Origin of the sequence: Solibacillus kalamii (assembly GCF_002174535.1) — a bacterium.
Taxonomy (GTDB): domain Bacteria; phylum Bacillota; class Bacilli; order Bacillales_A; family Planococcaceae; genus Solibacillus; species Solibacillus silvestris.
Genome location: NZ_NHNT01000015.1, coordinates 19,050 through 36,835, shown reverse-complemented (window position 1 = coordinate 36,835; position 17,786 = coordinate 19,050). Strand labels below are relative to the sequence as shown.

Annotated in this window: 14 protein-coding genes and 1 other annotated feature; of the genes, 9 read left to right on the top strand and 5 right to left on the bottom strand. The window is 38.7% G+C overall.

Annotated elements, in window-relative coordinates:
* The first annotated feature begins 162 nt into the window (after positions 1 to 162).
* From argC to CBM15_RS17245, 4 genes are all read left to right on the top strand, one after another.
* Complete coding sequence (argC, locus tag CBM15_RS17260; protein ID WP_087618433.1) at positions 163 to 1,197, top strand: N-acetyl-gamma-glutamyl-phosphate reductase; 1,035 nt, start codon at positions 163 to 165, stop codon at positions 1,195 to 1,197.
* Between the two features lie 74 nt (positions 1,198 to 1,271).
* Positions 1,272 to 2,495 carry a bifunctional ornithine acetyltransferase/N-acetylglutamate synthase gene (gene argJ / locus CBM15_RS17255; RefSeq protein WP_087618432.1) on the top strand — a complete coding sequence of 408 codons (1,224 nt, stop codon included), beginning with the start codon at positions 1,272 to 1,274 and terminating at the stop codon, positions 2,493 to 2,495.
* A complete protein-coding gene (argB, locus tag CBM15_RS17250) occupies positions 2,458 to 3,234 on the top strand; it encodes an acetylglutamate kinase (RefSeq protein WP_087618431.1) in 777 nt (258 codons plus the stop codon). Before argJ ends, argB begins: the two co-directional genes overlap by 38 nt.
* The gene (locus CBM15_RS17245; RefSeq protein ID WP_008408241.1) at positions 3,231 to 4,382 is read left to right on the top strand and encodes an acetylornithine transaminase; all 1,152 of its coding nucleotides are present in this window, start codon (positions 3,231 to 3,233) and stop codon (positions 4,380 to 4,382) included. Before argB ends, CBM15_RS17245 begins: the two co-directional genes overlap by 4 nt.
* Positions 4,383 to 4,434: 52 nt before the next feature.
* Here the strand turns inward: CBM15_RS17245 and CBM15_RS17240 are convergent, their stop codons facing one another.
* A complete protein-coding gene (locus tag CBM15_RS17240) occupies positions 4,435 to 7,308 on the bottom strand; it encodes a transglycosylase domain-containing protein (RefSeq protein ID WP_087618430.1) in 2,874 nt (957 codons plus the stop codon).
* Between the two features lie 102 nt (positions 7,309 to 7,410).
* Positions 7,411 to 7,618 (top strand) — a binding site (T-box leader).
* 72 nt (positions 7,619 to 7,690) lie between these two features.
* Here CBM15_RS17240 and tyrS point away from each other — a divergent pair.
* The 3 genes from tyrS (at position 7,691) to CBM15_RS17225 (ending at position 10,939) form a co-directional block, all read left to right on the top strand.
* On the top strand, positions 7,691 to 8,962 hold the full coding sequence (gene tyrS / locus CBM15_RS17235; protein WP_087618429.1) for a tyrosine--tRNA ligase: 1,272 nt from the start codon (positions 7,691 to 7,693) through the stop codon (positions 8,960 to 8,962).
* A gap of 95 nt (positions 8,963 to 9,057) precedes the next feature.
* Positions 9,058 to 10,230: a substrate-binding domain-containing protein gene (locus CBM15_RS17230; RefSeq protein WP_087618428.1), complete on the top strand. Its 1,173-nt coding sequence runs from the start codon at positions 9,058 to 9,060 to the stop codon at positions 10,228 to 10,230.
* Between the two features lie 97 nt (positions 10,231 to 10,327).
* Positions 10,328 to 10,939 carry a Yip1 family protein gene (locus CBM15_RS17225; RefSeq protein WP_008407803.1) on the top strand — a complete coding sequence of 204 codons (612 nt, stop codon included), beginning with the start codon at positions 10,328 to 10,330 and terminating at the stop codon, positions 10,937 to 10,939.
* A gap of 244 nt (positions 10,940 to 11,183) precedes the next feature.
* On the opposite strand, the gene CBM15_RS17220 is transcribed toward CBM15_RS17225, so the two are convergent.
* Together CBM15_RS17220 and rpsD are read right to left on the bottom strand one after the other, a co-directional pair.
* The gene (locus CBM15_RS17220) at positions 11,184 to 11,345 is read right to left on the bottom strand and encodes a YjcZ family sporulation protein (RefSeq protein ID WP_008407802.1); all 162 of its coding nucleotides are present in this window, start codon (positions 11,343 to 11,345) and stop codon (positions 11,184 to 11,186) included.
* Positions 11,346 to 11,515: 170 nt separating this feature from the next.
* Positions 11,516 to 12,118: a 30S ribosomal protein S4 gene (rpsD, locus tag CBM15_RS17215; protein ID WP_008407801.1), complete on the bottom strand. Its 603-nt coding sequence runs from the start codon at positions 12,116 to 12,118 to the stop codon at positions 11,516 to 11,518.
* Between the two features lie 484 nt (positions 12,119 to 12,602).
* On the opposite strand from rpsD, the gene CBM15_RS17210 reads away from it, so the two are divergent.
* Positions 12,603 to 14,465: a sensor domain-containing diguanylate cyclase gene (locus CBM15_RS17210; RefSeq protein WP_087618427.1), complete on the top strand. Its 1,863-nt coding sequence runs from the start codon at positions 12,603 to 12,605 to the stop codon at positions 14,463 to 14,465.
* 44 nt (positions 14,466 to 14,509) lie between these two features.
* On the opposite strand, the gene CBM15_RS17205 is transcribed toward CBM15_RS17210, so the two are convergent.
* Together CBM15_RS17205 and hisJ are read right to left on the bottom strand one after the other, a co-directional pair.
* Entirely contained in the window at positions 14,510 to 14,989 is a 480-nt protein-coding gene (locus CBM15_RS17205; protein WP_087618426.1) for a GAF domain-containing protein, read from the bottom strand.
* Positions 14,990 to 15,001: 12 nt separating this feature from the next.
* Complete coding sequence (hisJ, locus tag CBM15_RS17200) at positions 15,002 to 15,805, bottom strand: histidinol-phosphatase HisJ (protein WP_087618425.1); 804 nt, start codon at positions 15,803 to 15,805, stop codon at positions 15,002 to 15,004.
* Between the two features lie 141 nt (positions 15,806 to 15,946).
* Here hisJ and ezrA point away from each other — a divergent pair, with 141 nt between their 5' ends.
* Positions 15,947 to 17,650 carry a septation ring formation regulator EzrA gene (ezrA, locus tag CBM15_RS17195; protein ID WP_087618424.1) on the top strand — a complete coding sequence of 568 codons (1,704 nt, stop codon included), beginning with the start codon at positions 15,947 to 15,949 and terminating at the stop codon, positions 17,648 to 17,650.
* Positions 17,651 to 17,786: the final 136 nt, after the last annotated feature.

The window sequence follows — 17,786 nt, the reverse complement described above, 5'->3', positions numbered from 1 at the left end:
CCTTTTATATTATTGCGGTTATTATTATTGAACGATAATTTAGAATAATCTACAATTATATAAAAATACAGTTGACTAAATAAATATACATACTTATACTTATTTTTATCATTTAGAATTCGTATAAAATTTTCTGCCATACAAAAATGACGAGGTGACAACATGAAAGCAGGTATTATCGGTGCAACAGGGTACGGAGGATTGGAACTATTACGATTTTTGCATAATCATAAAGAAGTAGAAGAAATCGGGTTATTTACATCCTCAGAAGTAGGAACTCAATTTTCGGACAAATTTCCACACTTAACGGATATTTATGATCAACCATTACTTAAATTGGAAGATGATGCATTGGCGGAGTACGATGTCGTTTTCGCAAGTACGCCGTCTGGGGTATCGAGTACGATTTTTCCGTCTTTAGTTGAACGAGGACCAAAATTAATTGATTTATCGGGGGATTTCAGACTTAAAAATTTAGCAAGTTATGAAACTTGGTATAAAAAAACTCCGGCGCCACAGGAAGTAGTGGAGCGAAGTGTATACGGCCTAACGGAGTGGAATGAACGAGCAATTGAAAAGGCTGATTTAATTGCCAACCCTGGCTGTTATCCAACGGCAGTTTTATTATCCATTCTGCCTCTTATAAAAAATCGATTAATTGATCCGAGCTTTTTGGTCATCGATGCTAAGAGCGGTATTTCGGGAGCAGGTAATAAACCTTCACAAGCAACACATTTCAGTGAAGCAAATGAAAGCTTCTCCATATATAAAATTAATGAACACCAGCATATTCCCGAAATCGAACAAGCAATTTCAATGTTTACCGATATTGAAACAACAATAACGTTTAATACTCATCTTGTACCGATGACACGTGGGATTTTAGCAACTTCCTATGCACAAGTGACGGACGGTGTAACACAAAAGCAGTTAGTGGACTGTTTGTCAGAAACGTATAAAAATCACCCATTTGTCCGGGTAATTCAAGAGGCATCCGCTGTAGGAACAAACCGAGTAAAAGGTTCTAACTACTGTGACATATACGTGAAGCTTGATGAAAGAACAAACCGGGCAACGATTATCGGAGTCATCGATAATTTAGTTAAAGGAGCGGCTGGTCAGGCAATTCAGAACATGAACGTCCAATTCGGGCTCCCGCAGCAAACAGGCTTACAACTCGTTCCGTATTTTATTTAACTGATAAAGAAGAGAAAGATGGAAATCAACCCCCATATTATGACGAGGACTTTAAATTAAGGGAGGGTCACTAGATGACTTCAACAATAGAGATGAAAAAACTATCAAGTAAAAATATCGTGTCACCAAAAGGGTTTACTGCAGCAGGTGTTCATTGTGGGCTTAAACATAAGAAAAAAGATTTAGCAATTTTGGTAAGTGAAGTACCAGCAAGTGTTGCGGGCGTATTTACGACAAATGCAGTCCAGGCAGCACCGTTGAAAGTGACAAAAGAAGTTGTATATGAAACGAAAAAAATGCAGGCGGTAATCGTAAATTCAGGAAATGCCAATGCATGCACAGGCAAACAAGGATTATTGGACGCATATGAAATGCAACTGCTTGCAGCACAAAAGCTTGGCATCGAATCTAGTTTGGTAGGGGTAGCCTCTACAGGTGTCATCGGGGAAATTATGAAGATGGAACCAGTAAAAAAAGGTGTAGAGCTATTAAATCCGGATTCTAAGCTAGAAAGCGGTATTGATTTTTCTCAAGCAATATTAACGACCGATACAGTAATGAAAAACACAACTTATGCAACGATCATTGATGGCAAGGAAGTAATTGTTTCAGGAACAGCAAAGGGCTCTGGCATGATTGAACCGAATATGGCGACAATGCTTGGATTTATTACGACAGATGCCAATATAGAATCAGAAGAACTGCAAAAAGCGTTATCGAGTGTAACGGATTGCACGTTCAACTCGATTACAGTTGACGGTGATACGTCAACGAACGATACGGTTATTGTAATGGCAAACGGCTTAGCAGGAAATGACCCATTATCACCTGCTCACCCGGACTGGGAAAACTTTTACACAGCACTACGTCTCGTATCAGAAGACTTGGCAAAGTCAATTGCACGTGATGGGGAAGGTGCGACTAAGCTAATCGAAGTAGAAGTGGATGGAGCGGTTTCAGATGAAGAAGCGCGTAAAATCGCAAAAACAGTTGTAGGTTCACCACTTGTGAAAACAGCGGTGTTTGGCTGTGACGCAAACTGGGGGCGTATTATTGCAGCAGTTGGCTATTCTGGAGCTGTAATCGATCCTGATAAAATTACAATTAAAATCGGTGGAGCTACAATGGTGGAAAACGGCGAACCAATTCAGTTTTCCGAAGAAGCACTCATCGAAATATTAAAACAGCATGAAGTGAAAATATTTGTGTCACTGGAAGTTGGAAAAGGACACGGATTTGCATGGGGGTGTGACCTGACTTATGACTACGTTCAAATCAACGCATCATACCGCTCGTAAAATGGTCATCAAGCTTGGTGGCAGTACATTAGAAGGTCTTAACGAGGCCTTCTTTCGCAATTTTAAAGCATTGCAGGAACAAGGAATTCAACTCATTATTACACATGGCGGAGGGCCTGCGATTAATCGCGAATTAGCCGCTGCAGGAATTGAGTCCCATACAGTAAACGGACTGCGTGTAACGAGTAAAGAAATGATCGGCATTGTGCAGTCAACATTAATCGGAAAAGTAAATCCTTCACTCGTCCATGAACTTCATTCAGCAAATATTTCTGCCATTGGACTAAATGGTTTTGATGACGGGCTGCTCGAAAGTGAATTTTTAAATTACGAAACTTACGCATATGTAGGAGAAGTGAAGCATGTTAATATAAATATGTTAAATACTTTGACAGAAGCTGGTATTGTACCTGTCGTTGCCTGTATCGGTGCAACGAAGGACGGGCAGGCGCTGAACATTAATGGCGATACAGTTGCGAGTGAAATTGCATTGGCATTCGGCGCGGATTGTCTCCTGCTTGTGACAGATGTTGCCGGTATTCGCATAAAGGATGAATATCAGACGGAAGTGACACCAAGATTAATCGAACAATGGATTAACGACGGGCATATTTACGGCGGTATGATTCCGAAAGTACAGGGCGCTCTTAACTGTTTGAAGGCAGGCATTCCTTCTGTACAAATTGTAAATGAAACTTTAACCGGGACGACTATTTTAAGTGAGGAGCTAGTGAAATGAGTGCATTATTCCAAAATTACGCAAGAAGACCTTTCGCTATTGTCGAAGGAAAAGGAACAGAAGTATTTGATACGACAGGGAAACGATATTTAGATTTTACGAGCGGTATTGCCGTATGTAGTTTAGGGCATGCACATCCGTCGATTGTCGAAACCATTCAAAAACAAAGTCAAAAGTTATGGCATATTAGTAACTTATTTGAAAGTCCAGGACAGGAAAAGCTTGCTGCATCATTAGTGGAAGATTTGCATTTATCGTATGCATTTTTCTGTAATAGCGGTGCAGAGGCGAACGAAGCGGCTATTAAACTAGTACGTAAGCATACAGGAAAACATAAAATCATTGTTTTTGAACAGAGCTTTCATGGACGTACATTTGGAGCGATGAGTGCAACAGGGCAAGATAAAGTACGTAACGGCTTCGGTCCTTTAGTAAGCGAGTTTGTAACATTGCCGTTTAATGATGTTACAGCATTAAAAGCAGCAGCTGATGCTGATACTGCTGCGATTATGCTGGAAATGATTCAAGGTGAAGGTGGCGTAAATCCCGTAACGGAGGAATTCGCGAAAGCCATTCATGAAATACAGCAATCGTCGGATATTTTAGTCATTGTTGATGAAGTACAAACGGGTATCGGACGTACAGGAACTCGTTTTGCATTTGAACAGACAGTTATCAAACCCGATATTGTTTCAATGGCAAAAGGTCTAGGTGGCGGATTCCCGATTGGGGGGATACTTGGGACAGAAAAGCTCTTTAACACGTTTAGTGCAGGGACACACGGTACGACGTTCGGCGGAAATCCATTGGGCGTTGCCGTTGCGCAAACAGTTATCGATCAAATATTCAATGATGCCTTTTTGGATAATGTGAAACAAAAATCAGCGTACTTTGTAAATAAACTGGAAGAAGCATTTCCGGAAGAAAAATATTCGGTTCAAGGTAAAGGGTTAATGCTGGGGTTAAGTCTCGGTGGCGAAGATGTCGCACCTTATGTTGCCGCATTGGATGAAGCCGGTCTATTAACGGTTGCAGCCGGACCGAAAGTGATTCGTCTATTACCGCCTTTAACAGTTAGCGAACAAGAAATTGATGAAGCGGTCAATTTATTAAAAGGTGTATTAAAAGAGGAACAGGTATCAATTTAATTACATTAAAAAATCTCACCAACTATTTTTACTAGTTGGTGAGATTTTTTTGTTATTCTCCTGATGGTTCGACAGGATCAACGTCAACTTCAATTTCGTCAAGATCTTCGGGCTCTTCGGGTTCTTCAATTACCTCTCCAGGTACAACATTTTCCTCATCTTCCGTTTCCGGTGGAGCCGTTTCGACAACTTCTCCAACTTCGTTCGAATAGCCTGATTCCAATCCTGTAATATCAACTGCTACGACGATGTAGCGAACACCTGGTGAAACAGATACCCGGTACCCTTCATAAGATTTTAATGAGCGTACGAGCGATCTTCCTTGATCGGTAACACTATAAACACGATAGCCGACGACATCATTTGATGAAGAGGCTGTCCACGAAAGTGAACCGTTTGCCAATGTAGCATAAACAGGTTGCGGTGGTGCACTGTCTGCCGAGAATGGTGCACCGGTTACAACACCTTTACCTGATGTGAATGACAATAATTTCGATGCGTCACCACCCAGTCTGCCTAACATACGGTCAACAAATGCCTGATTTAATCCGAATCCGCTCATTTGGACAAATTCAGTAGGTGTATTCGGTAATGCGGCATATGTGTTGCCGTTGATAACAACCGATGTAGAAGATACAAAGCTGTCATCCGGCTGAGACGGTAAAAATACATTTTTATTAAATAAATCTGACGTAACTAAACCGGCATTGGCACATGAAGTAGAAGGTGCCAGACCTGAAATGCCGCAAAATGATCGTGTTACAACGCCTTCAGGTTTTTTGAAAGTTTCTTTCGTACCGACTAATTCCGGGTCAATGTCATAAAGCGTATTCAGGTAATTAGCCCATAACCGGTTTACACGCTGACTTGGATGCTGGTAACGGTTATTAAATGCATAAAGTGTGCGTGGCTGGTCATAACCTAACCAAACGCCAACAGAAATATTCGGATTGTATCCTACTAGCCAAACATCTTTATGGTCCTGTGTAGTCCCTGTCTTTGCGGCAAAGTCAGATGAGAATTTCAATTGGCTCTTCGCCAATGTTGCGGTACCACCTTGCTTCATAACACCTCGTAGCATATCAGTCATCATATAGGCAGTTTCCGGTGCAAATACATCAACTGGAGTAGCTTCATGTTCATAAATAATATTGCCATCCAGATCTTCAATGCGTTCAATCATGTAGGCATCGTTAAATTGTCCGTTATTTGCAAAGGTTGTATAGGCATTTGTATTTTCTTCGACAGTTGCCCCGTGAGTGATCCCGCCAATAGATGTAGAAAGATTGACATAATCTCCTTCAGTCAACTTTGAGAAGCCCATTTTTTCCAAATAGGTTGCTGGACGACGATCTAAAATTGAATCATACAAACGCAGTACTGCTAAGTTTTGTGATGATGCAACTGCTTGTCGTGCTGGAATAATTCCTAGTTCCTGTGTTGGAATATAGTTGACGGGTTCATAGTTGTCATAACTACGTTTGAATTTCACATCCACTACAGGGCTTCCTGCACCAATGACACCGTAATCAAGCGCTGGTGCATAGGCAAGTAACGGTTTCATCGTTGAACCGTTTGAACGGTAAGCTTGTGTCGCATGATTCAATTGTTCAATTTCATGGTCACGCCCGCCAACAAAACTTAAAATACGGCCCGTTTTGTTTTCGATTACCATACTTCCTGTTTGTACGGGAACATCCACTTCGATTTCTTCGCCTGTTTCAGGATCTTTTTCTTTTTTCTTGTATGTTTGTCCGTATAAAGTGAATTCTTCCGTCACTTTTTTCATGGCATCATACATGTCTTTATTAATCGTTGAGTAAATACGGTAACCGCCTGAACGTATTGTACGGTCTGCCAGTATTGTATATTTTTCATTTAAGTTCTCTTCTTCTTTTAAACGGTCCGGGTCAATGCCGTCTTTTTCGGCAAGTATTTTCGCGAAAATTTCTTTTGAACGCAGCTCAAGCTCTGCTGTTAACCAAGGATATTTTTCTTCCGGACGGATTTCATATCCTTTGAAGTCTTTCGAAATATCATAGGCAATTGCTTCGTCATATTCTTTCTTCGTAATATAGCCTGCTTCCTGCATACGATAAAGAACCGTTTTCATACGGTCAATACCTGGCTGCATCCCTTCCGCACTTTTTTGCTCACCTTTATTTGTGAAAGGCGTGTATGTGAAAGGTGCCTGAGGGATACCGGCAATATAAGCTGCCTGCGGTAAATTTAATTTAGATGCGGACACACTAAAAATCCCCTGTGCAGCCGTTTCGATACCGGCAATGTTACGACCTGAAGAATTTCGGCCATACGGGATGATATTTAAATAGGCTTCGAGTATTTCTTCTTTTGTCATAAAATGTTCCAAACGGTACGCAAGTAAAATTTCCTTCGCTTTACGTTCATAAGAAACTTCATTCGTTAATATTTGGTTTTTTATTAATTGCTGTGTTAGGGTAGAGCCACCTGTCTGTGTAGACGAGTTGGATACGTCTTGCAGTAATCCACGTAATACCGCTTTCGGCACAATGCCGGTGTGCTCACGGAAATATTCATCCTCTGTAGCAAGAACAGCATTAATTAAGGATGGGGATATATTAGCTAGCGATGTTTCACGTCGATCTAAATCAGTTCTGATCTTTCCTATGTAAATATCGTTCGCAAAATAAAGTTCACTTGTTTCTTCATAGCTGAAAATTTGTTCGCGCATCTCTTCTTTCGATCGCAAAGGTTCATCCTTTGTTAATGATGCGAAGTAACCTGCGCCTACACCTCCGACAAACAACAGTGTCGCAGCTATAAAAATAATAGCCAGTAAAGTTAAATTCCAGAATACACCGCCTCCAATTCTGACGAAGCGCATTCTTTCTGAAGAAGCAAGGATTTCGATTTTTTTATTTAATTTTTCAAGCCATTGTTTCACATCATCGACCTCCTAAAATCTTGTTTATTATAGCATATTTGATATATAAACGAATATAAATATTGACATCAACTATTTTCTAGGTAGAATAGAAAATATAAATTTCAGGCAACGAAGAGTTTGCAGTAATAAATGTGTTCCCTGCATAGAGAGCTAGCGGTTGGTGAAAGCTAGACATAGCGCATTTATGAATTACGTACTTGGAGCCTGAACGGATCGTCACGTTATAGACGCTTAAAGTGGAAGAAAGAGATTTAAATTTCTTCAAGCCGGGTGGTACCGCGTTAAATAAAAATTTGACGTCCCTGCATGCATTTGCGTGTAGGGACTTTTTTATTTCCTTACAAGTAAATGACGTATCATGTAAAAGGAGAGAAAATAAATGACAAACGAATTACTGCAAGACTTGGAATGGCGCGGATTGTTATACCAGCAAACAGACGCGGAAGGTATGGAAAAGTTATTAAACGAAGAGAAGGTTTCCCTGTATGTAGGTGTTGACCCGACAGCGGATTCGATGCATATCGGACATATCGTGCCATTGCTTACGTTACGCCGTTTCCAAAAAGCAGGTCATACACCGATTTTATTAGTTGGTGGAGCTACAGGTACAGTTGGGGATCCATCTGGCCGTTCAGAAGAGCGTCAATTACAGACGATGGACCAGATCGATAAAAATGTGCAGGGTCTTAAAAAGCAAATGGAGCGCTTATTCGACTTTTCATCGGATGCTGCAAATGGAGCTGTTCTTGTAAACAATAATGATTGGGTAGGTCCAATGACATTAATCGATTTCCTTCGTGATTATGGGAAACTGATCAATGTAAACTACATCTTAAATAAAGATACAGTTGCGTCACGCCTGGATTCAGGTATTTCATTTACTGAATTTGCTTACACATTAATCCAAGGTATTGACTTCAATCATTTATACGATCATCACAACGTTCGAATTCAAGTAGGTGGTTCGGATCAGTGGGGCAATATTACAACAGGATTGGAAATGATTCGTAAAACGCATGATGAAAATGCGAAAGCGTTCGGTATTACAATTCCTCTTGTAACAAAAGCGGATGGTACAAAATTCGGTAAAACAGCGGGCGGCGCTGTATGGCTCGATGCTGCGAAAACATCTCCATACGAGTTTTACCAGTTCTGGATCAATACTGCGGATGCAGATGTTGTGAAATACTTAAAAATCTTCACATTCCTGACACGTGAAGAAATTGAAGGCCTTGCAGTAAGTGTTGAAGAAGAGCCGCATTTACGTAAAGCGCAAAAAGCGTTGGCTGAAGAAATGACACGTCTGATCCACGGTGAGGAAGGTCTGGAAGCCGCAGAGCGTATTACAAAAGCATTATTCTCCGGTGACTTAAAAGCATTGTCAGTGGAGGAAATGAAAGTAGCCTTCTCTGGTGTACCTTCTGTAGAAGTGGCGAAAGAAGACAAAAATATCGTGGAGTTAATCGTAGAAGCAGGAATTTCTTCATCAAAGCGTCAGGCGCGTGAAGATGTTACGAACGGTGCAATTAGCGTGAACGGAGAAAAAATTACGGATCTGGAATATGTAATCGATGCGAAGGACCGTTTGGAAGACGCCTTTGCCATTATTCGTCGCGGTAAGAAAAAATACCATATGGTGAAATTTGCTTAATTAAATTAAACGTCTTGGGAAGTAGTTTTCCAGGACGTTTTTTTAAAAGGAATATTTCGTTTCATAAAGAACGTATAGGGGAGAGGGGTGGAAGTATGGAAAATAAATCTTATTTAGGGAAAATTGTCATTTCGATTTTTGTCTTACTGACGGTTTGCTTTTTCACTTTCATATTGTTATTTTTTGTAGCATTTAGCGGCAAGATTCATTATATACCGTTAGTAGTTTCTGCTGCGGTCATTTTATATATTGGTTTTGTCCTTGTGATTTTTGATGTATTTTACAAAAACAGTAAGCGTATAAAAATATTTTGGTCAATTGCCGGAATTGTTTTGGTCATCACCTCGATACAACCAATTTATAAATGGTTCGATGGCAGGGTACCGACTGTTGACGCGGAAGTGAATATTTATCAATATGAGCCATTTACAGATCAGAATAAATTAGTGCAATTGGATAAGAAACCGAGTTTAAAAATAGAGGAACCTTTACCGAAGATGGATGGTGCAACGGCTTTGTATCCATTGTATGCAGCCATTACAGAGCACCTTTATCCTGAAAGAGAATATAATCCTTATAAGAGTGAAGTGATGGTGAATCAGACGCACGAAGCCTATACGAACCTGATTTTTGGTAATACGAATATGATATTTGTAGCGGGCCCATCCGATTCACAAATTCACCAGGCAGAACAACAGGGGATTAAACTTCATTTGACGCCTATTGGAAAAGAAGCATTTGTCTTTTTCGTGAACAGTAAAAACAAAGTCGATCGTTTATCGCTCGAACAAATTAAGGGAATCTATGCAGGGGAAATTACAAACTGGTCTGAAGTTGGCGGACAAGACGATGCGATCCGTGCATTCCAAAGACCTGAGGACAGCGGATCACAAACAGCATTACAACGGCTTATGGGGGATAAACCGTTAATGGAAGCCCCAACGGAAGATATAGCGACAGGAATGGGCGGAATTATCAATGAAGTGTCCCAATATAAAAATTATAAAAACGCAATCGGTTATACTTTCCGCTATTATTCAAATGAGATGGTAAAAAATAAAGAAATTAAACTTTTGGAAATCGATGGGGTTGCACCGACAAGAGAAACAATTCGCAACAATGCGTATCCAATTGCTTCTGAATTTTATATTGTGACAGCAGGCGAGCCAACAGGAAATGTTAAACAGGTGATTGATTGGGTGCTCTCGGATGAAGGGCAGGCATTAGTGGAAAAGGCGGGCTATGTATCTCTTAAATCTGCCGAATAGTAAAAGATTGGTATGCTACTAAAGAAGCAATAATTTTGTATCACCTTAAAAATATCAGTATAATAGATTGTATACATATTTTTAGGGGGATGTTATTTTGAGTGAGCAATTAACAGGTACAGTCGATGATCGACATGCAATATTAAGCATTGCTGTTAAACCCCGAGATACTATTCGTTATGTGTTAACAACTAAAAAGTTATCTTATTTCATTTTCGTTGGTATTATCGGAGTGTTTGCTAGTAATTTAGTCAGCTTTATCGGTAGTGAATTTACAGGGCAATATACGCTGGGAGATATCGTTTATTCAACATTTCTTTTAAGTTTAGTACTATATTTTCTTTCAACAGTTTTATCGGCAGGCGTATTGACACTATCAGCAAAAGCATTCGGTGGTACAGGGAAGTTTAAAGAAATGTTCCGCATGATCAGTGTGACAATGATTCCTTATATTTGGATATTGCCGGTTCTTCTGTTCTGGATGCAATTCGCACCACAGTCATTTTTCTCTATTTCCTATATGGAGACATCACTAGGTGATTTGATTCTGCAATTTGTTTGTGGGACACTGATTATTATTAGCAGTATTTGGACATATGTCATCACAGTTATAGGGATTTCGGAAGTGCACCGTATATCTAAGTGGAAAGCATTTTTTGCTTCGTTTATAGTAATTGCGGTACTAGGAGCAACTTACTTTTTGTTTTAAGCGTATTTAGTAAGGATTGTTACGAGTTAATAGAAAGGATGCTGCAGCTATATAGCGTACAGCATCTTTTTTTATTGTTTGCGGGTGTAAAGTTTACGTCTACAAGCAGGAGAGCTGAATAAATAATCGATGAAATTCAAAATAAAAAGGGTCACTGGGGGAAGTGACCCTAAGGGCGAGAAGCAGTAATAAGTAGTTGGATTTATTTCTGGCTAGCTATAAGCCTTCTTTGGAATCGGAGTTATTAGTAAGCGAAAGTAGCACCGACAATAATTAAAAGAATGAATAGAACAACAATTAGAACGAATGTTAAGCTGTTACCGCCGCTGTTACCGCCACCACCACAGCCGTAACCACCGTAGTTATTATAGTTTTGATTTTGATATCCTTCATAACCGTAACCCATAATATTCACCCCCTTTCCTCGTTATCCTATTCAACGAAGAAGGGTTGATCGGGGCGATTGAACAATTTTGAAAAAATTTTGCAGAAAATAAATCTAAATAAAAAACCACCAAGCACCCGATAAACAGGGCTTGATGGTTTGATTCGAATATATATCTGAAGCTCGAAAGATTAACGAGAGTAGAACTCTACGATGAATTGTTCGTTGATTTCAGAAGATAATTCAGAGCGCTCTGGTAAACGTACGAAAGTACCTACTTTAGAGTCTGCATCGAATGATAAATATTCTGGTACGAAGCTGTTTACTTCGATTGATTCAGCAACAACTGAAAGGTTAGCTGATTTCTCACGTAAAGAGATCGTTTGACCTGGTTTTACTGAGTAAGATGGAATGTCAACGCGGTTACCATCAACTAAGATGTGACCGTGGTTAACTAATTGACGAGCTGCACGACGAGTGCGAGCTAAACCTAAACGGTAAACTAGGTTGTCAAGGCGAGTTTCAAGTAAAATCATGAAGTTTTCACCGTGTACACCTTGTAATTTACCAGCACGTAGGTAAGTGTTTTTGAATTGACGTTCAGTCATACCATACATATGACGTAATTTTTGCTTTTCAGTTAATTGTAGACCGTACTCTGATTTTTTACCACGAGAGTTCGGGCCGTGTTGACCTGGTGCGTAAGGGCGTTTTGCGATTTCTTTACCTGTGCCGCTTAATGAAATACCAAGACGACGAGATAGTTTCCAAGATGGACCTGTATAACGAGACATAATTGTGTCTCCTCCTTAAAATTGGTTTTTGTTGTAAAAGAAAAAACCAGTTGTACCCGACATTAAACGGTATTCTATTTTCATGTATCTTCGCCCATGCAGCCGAAAGGGTTACACAATACACCATTCTGTCTACACAGAAGGAATAAAATACTACATTTAAGTTATACAACTACTGCATTCATTTTACACAAAGGCTATTGTATCTTTTTTTTATCTATCCGTCAACAAAGGTGTTTTACTTTTTGAATATAATATGAAGTAAATAAAAATAAAAATAATTTATCGTTTTGTGGGTATTTAAGCACAAAAGCGGGTAGTAGATAAGAACGGAAAAATACTTTAATATTCAAAAAACAATCCAAATTGGGGTGTTTACTAGAAAAATATAACAAATTTAAATAGTCAATAAGACATAAAATGTGTATACTTGATGTTAAGTGAAAAGAACCGACATCGCAATAGTAAAAGAAAAGGTGATTTAATGGTGGAAAATCAACAAAAGATTGATCAATTTAAATCGGATATTTTAAGCCTTTGTATGAATAAGAAATTACAACGAAGTAAATTTTATGATTACTTTTTCCTATTAGAAGAAAGCCTAAATAAACACTTTAATATGGAACATTGTTTTTTATTTCATGTAAGCGAAAATAAATTGAAACCGATCGACAACTTAGAATTACTGAATGTTGATGTAGCATTAGATTTAATACAACCCTATTTTAATGGTAACAAAGTTGTGAAGTTACCCGGGTTTTTAAAAGAACAGCCGTATTTTGAAACCCATACGGATGTTATGCCACTTATAATAAATGATAAAATAGAAGCTATTATTATATTTAAATATAATCCTGTCGAGGCACCTATACAAACAGTGCTGACCGAAGAAATAATAGGGGCAATATCCGCTTCCTATAAATATTTAATCCAAAAATACGAAGTGTACTCGAATGAGCAAAAGTACCGTAAATTATATGGGATGACAGATCTTTTCCATTCAACGATGGACATTGATGTAATTTTGGAAAATGTGCTTATTACAATAGAAGAAAATTTCCCTGGACTTGAAGTAGAGCTGATCTTGTCAAATGACCAAGACCGTCAAACGAGAGTGAAAATAAAGCCTTTTGACTATTTATCAGAGCGGCCTGCAACAATCGAGTCTTTTGTATCGGGAGAATTGAAAGAAGATATAGCTGTTGAACAAAACCGTCGATTATTAAATGTGCCTATAAAAGGGAGACAAGCAATATACGGAATTTTACAGGTGAAAGCACCAATCAATTACTCATTCGCTAATTCGGAAAAAGAATTTATCCGGATGCTTGCGCAAGCTTCAGGAAATGCCTTGGAAAACGCAAAACTCTATCATCAATCACATCGTCTCATCACGGATTTACAGTTAATCAATGAAACTTCCCACCGTTTAAATATGAAATTGACGATCAGTGAGATGCTTTTATTTTTACAAAAGCAAATGTTGAAATCTTTTCAGCCTATGGAAATTGGTTTCATGTTTAAAGAAGATGAAAAGTATATCATGACCGAAGCGTGTACAGATCTTTTCGATTATGTAGCGTGCAATGTATATGTCCAGCATGTGGAAAAACATTTTCAGACGACACAAGACCCATTGTTTATTGCTGATTTCAGCCGTCTTATTTCAGGAGACATTGAGTATAAGTCGATAATGGCCATTCCAATGATTGTTGAAGAAGATATTATCGGGTTTAGCATTGTATTGCATAAAGAGCCGTATTTTTTCTCCTTTGATAGCTTTAAGCTAATGCAATCGCTTATTCACCATTCGTCATTAGCCATTTCCAATTCTGTTTTACGTGAACAACTTCAGGAGATGGTGGATCGGGACCATTTAACAAAGCTTTACGCAAGAAGTTACTCTGATTCATACGTAGAAAATTCCATTCAAAAGGACGATTCAGGAATGTTCCTTTTAATTGATATCGATAACTTTAAAAAGGTTAATGACACATATGGGCACCAAGTCGGGGATGAAGTAATCGTACAAATTGCTAGGCGACTGCAAAATGAAATAGGGAAAAGGGGCATTTGCTCGCGCTGGGGCGGTGAAGAGCTTGCCATTTATATTCCGAATATTTCAGACAGTGAAGCGATGGGAATTTCGGATTCGATTGTACAAATGGTACCAAGTGTATCAAATCCATCAGTTACTGTTTCTGCGGGTATGATTACATGGCATAAGAGCAGTCGTCCTAATTTCAAAAATATGTTTGCGCAAGCTGATATTGCGTTATATCATGCAAAGCGAAACGGAAAAAACCGTTTATGTGTATATGAAAAACCAATGGAACTGCAATATTAAAGGGAGTACCCGGAATAACTTTTCGGGCACTCCCTTTTTAGTAATTAAATATGTTTTAACAGTACATCCACAAATTTTTCCAAACCATCTTTATCTTCAGCAGTAAAACGTGCTTCAACCGGGCTGTCGATATCTAAAACACCTATAACGACACCATTTTTAATTAATGGAATAACGATTTCCGATTTTGATGCAGCGTCACAAGCAATATGGCCAGGGAAAACGTGAACATCGTCTACAACCATTGTTTGCTCCTTGGAAACCGTTGTACCGCAAACACCGCGCCCGACAGGAATTCGTACACAAGCCGGTAAGCCTTGGAATGGTCCAAGCACTAATTCGCCTTCATTCATTAAATAGAATCCTACCCAGTTAATTTCTTTTAAAAAAGTATTTAATAAAGCTGAAGCGTTACTTAGATTAGCGATTAAGTTATTTTCCCCTTCAAGCAATGCATCCAGCTGTTTAGATAGCTGTTCGTACTGGTCTGTTATTGAACCGTTATAAGTGATATTTCCAAACATAGAATCCTCCAATTAAAAAGTTATTTTTTTCAGTAATGTTTCATAATGCTGATGTAAATCCGCTACCGTATGGGCATCCGAACCGAAAACAATTGGAATTTGTAAATTAATTGCCTGTTTCACAAATTGATAGGGCGGGTATGTCTCCTTACAATACGGTTTACTTAGGCCAGCACTATTAAAATCAAGCTCATAATGGCTGTTCTGCATCTTCTTTAATAGTTCATTTATGTCAGCTGCGTCATCGACCTGTTCGTTGTGGGCAAGCTGAAATTTATGAATTAGTGTAGGATGTCCTATCCGCTTAGGTTTGTATAAACCTAAATCCGCCATAATCGACTTTTTCACGGTTTCGTAGTATAGCTTATACATAGGAAGAATGCCGCCAACCTTATTGGCAAATTGTAAATATACTTCTTGTGAAAAGTCAATACATACATATTCGTCTTGGAAATTCAAAAAGTGTACGGATAATATCGCATCATCCAATAATGGGCCGACTTCATTGAGAAATTGTTTTGTTTCATGTTCAAAGCCGACAATATAGTCGACCTCCAGCCCAATGTTGATTTTAATTTGTGATTCGTACTGTTCTTTTGCGCACTGCAGTTGTTTAAAGTAATCCATCAAATAAGCAGGGTTCATTCCGCTATCCTTGTCAGGTGTTGGATCGACAAAGTTTTCAGGTAAAGGTGCATGCTCCGTAAATGTGATTTCTTTAAATCCGCTTGTTATCGCTTTTTCGATATATTTTTCTATCGAATCTGTAGAACCATGGGGACAAAAAGGTGTATGTATATGACCGTCTCGTTTCAATTGAATGACCTTCCTTCAAAAATATGGTATTTAAAAGTAAAAAAAGCTGGAAATAGTTAAACAAATATTAGAAAACATGTTATTATAAATAATACGTATATAGCTAAAATATTGATTTTATTTGGGATTAGGGGGCTTACAATGATAAAGTATATCATCATTGTTGTCGTCGTACTATTAGCATTATTAATGGCAGGCTTAGTAGTAAGACGCAAGCATAATGCAGAAATAGGACGATTAGATAAGGAAAAACTACAAATACAACATTACCCGATTTTTGAGGAGCTCGCAAAAGTAAAAGCCCTTAATATGAACGGTCAAACAGAAGAGCTTTTTGAAAACTGGCGTAATCGTTGGTTGGATGTTGTCGATAAGCAAATTCCGAAAATTGACGAATTATTGTTTGATGCGGAAGAATTTGTCGACCGATTTAAATTTAACAAAGCAACACATACAGAACGTGACATCGAGCAAGAGCTTGCGAAATGTGAGCAAGTACGTGTGCAGATTATTACAGAGCTGGATGAATTGATTGGCAGTGAAGAGAAAAACCGTATTGAAATTGAACAGTTGAAAGAATATTACCGTTCTGCACGTAAGACGATTTTGGCACACCAGCATTCATTTGGTCCTGCTTTGGAAGCATTGGAAAAGAAGCTTGAGCAATTTATACCAAAGTTTGAAGAATTCGATGAGTTAACGAAAGACGGCAACTATTTGCAGGCACGTGAAATTGTTCTTCAGTTAAACAGTGAAGCACAGGAGATTTTCAGCTTACTAAATGATGTGCCGACACTGCTTACGGAAATTCAAACAAAAATTCCGACCGCAATTCATGAACTTCGTAATGGACAGCGTGAAATGGAAGAGCAAAAGTATTATTTACGCCATTTAGAACTGACTGAATATTTGAATGGGCTTGAGAATGAACTAGAAATGTTAAAAGCGGCAATTGCTGAATTAAACTTACCGGCTGTATCACCACGAATTGAAACAATTAATGATGAAATCGACCATTTTTACAATTTGCTAGAAAAAGAAGTAATGGCAAGAAAGTATGTGGAACGCAACTGTTCCGGCATGTACAGTGTGATTAATGATGTAATGCGCCTTACAAAGGACATTAATGATGAAGTCGCTTATGTACAGCATAGCTACCGTTTGCAGGACAGAGAGGCGGAAATTCCTAAAGTGGGCTTAAAGCACTTGGAAGTTCTACAAAGACGCTATGAGTTGTTATCAACTCGTGTTCATGAAGAAAAGTCTGCCTACTCCAGCTTACAGGAAGAGCTAAAAGAAATTACTGATGAGATCGAGCAAATTGCTGAAGAGCAGGAAAAGTTCTCTAACAAACTAAAAAATCTCCGTATTGATGAAAATAAAGCAAGAGCTGAATTGGAAACTTTAAAGCGCTTATTGCAAGATACCGAACGTCTGCTTGGACGTGCCAATATTCCTGGAATACCGGAAGAAATGGATGCAAGATTAGAAGAGGCGGCAGAGCAGATTTTTGTTGTTGTTCAAAGCTTACAGGAAGTGCCGTTGAATATTATCCAAGTAAACCAGCATTTACTAAGTGCAAAGCAATCGATTGAAGAAACACATGAAAAAGCACAGGAAATGATTGAGAACGTATTAATTATTGAGCGTCTTATTCAGTTTGGAAACCGCTACAGAGCAACTAACCGACAAGTACATGAAAATTTACTTGAAGCTGAAGACGCATTCAAGAAATTCCGCTACATAAAAGCACTGGAAGATGCAGCAAAAGCGGTTGAAATTATCGATCCTAATGCGATTAAACGTATTGAGGAGCTCGTTCAGGAGCAGCTGCTTACAAAATAATAAGCATAACGGTTACATGTTGATCCATTTAGCGTTATAATAAATAAGCACATTTATGAGGTTGTGTTAATAGTCAGTTTGACTATTAACACAACCTCTCTCTTTGGTAAGTGATGATTGCAGGCAACTCTGTAAT

What these genes read in the sequence shown, in the direction of transcription:
- CBM15_RS17220 (WP_008407802.1), bottom strand. Translation starts at nt 11,345, where the DNA reads ATGGGTTACGGTTATGAAGGATATCAAAATCAAAACTATAATAACTAC.
- argJ (WP_087618432.1), top strand. Translation starts at nt 1,272, where the DNA reads ATGACTTCAACAATAGAGATGAAAAAACTATCAAGTAAAAATATCGTG.
- argC (WP_087618433.1), top strand. Translation starts at nt 163, where the DNA reads ATGAAAGCAGGTATTATCGGTGCAACAGGGTACGGAGGATTGGAACTA.
- CBM15_RS17210 (WP_087618427.1), top strand. Translation starts at nt 12,603, where the DNA reads ATGGTGGAAAATCAACAAAAGATTGATCAATTTAAATCGGATATTTTA.
- CBM15_RS17245 (WP_008408241.1), top strand. Translation starts at nt 3,231, where the DNA reads ATGAGTGCATTATTCCAAAATTACGCAAGAAGACCTTTCGCTATTGTC.
- CBM15_RS17230 (WP_087618428.1), top strand. Translation starts at nt 9,058, where the DNA reads ATGGAAAATAAATCTTATTTAGGGAAAATTGTCATTTCGATTTTTGTC.
- CBM15_RS17205 (WP_087618426.1), bottom strand. Translation starts at nt 14,989, where the DNA reads ATGTTTGGAAATATCACTTATAACGGTTCAATAACAGACCAGTACGAA.
- argB (WP_087618431.1), top strand. Translation starts at nt 2,458, where the DNA reads ATGACTACGTTCAAATCAACGCATCATACCGCTCGTAAAATGGTCATC.
- tyrS (WP_087618429.1), top strand. Translation starts at nt 7,691, where the DNA reads ATGACAAACGAATTACTGCAAGACTTGGAATGGCGCGGATTGTTATAC.
- ezrA (WP_087618424.1), top strand. Translation starts at nt 15,947, where the DNA reads ATGATAAAGTATATCATCATTGTTGTCGTCGTACTATTAGCATTATTA.
- rpsD (WP_008407801.1), bottom strand. Translation starts at nt 12,118, where the DNA reads ATGTCTCGTTATACAGGTCCATCTTGGAAACTATCTCGTCGTCTTGGT.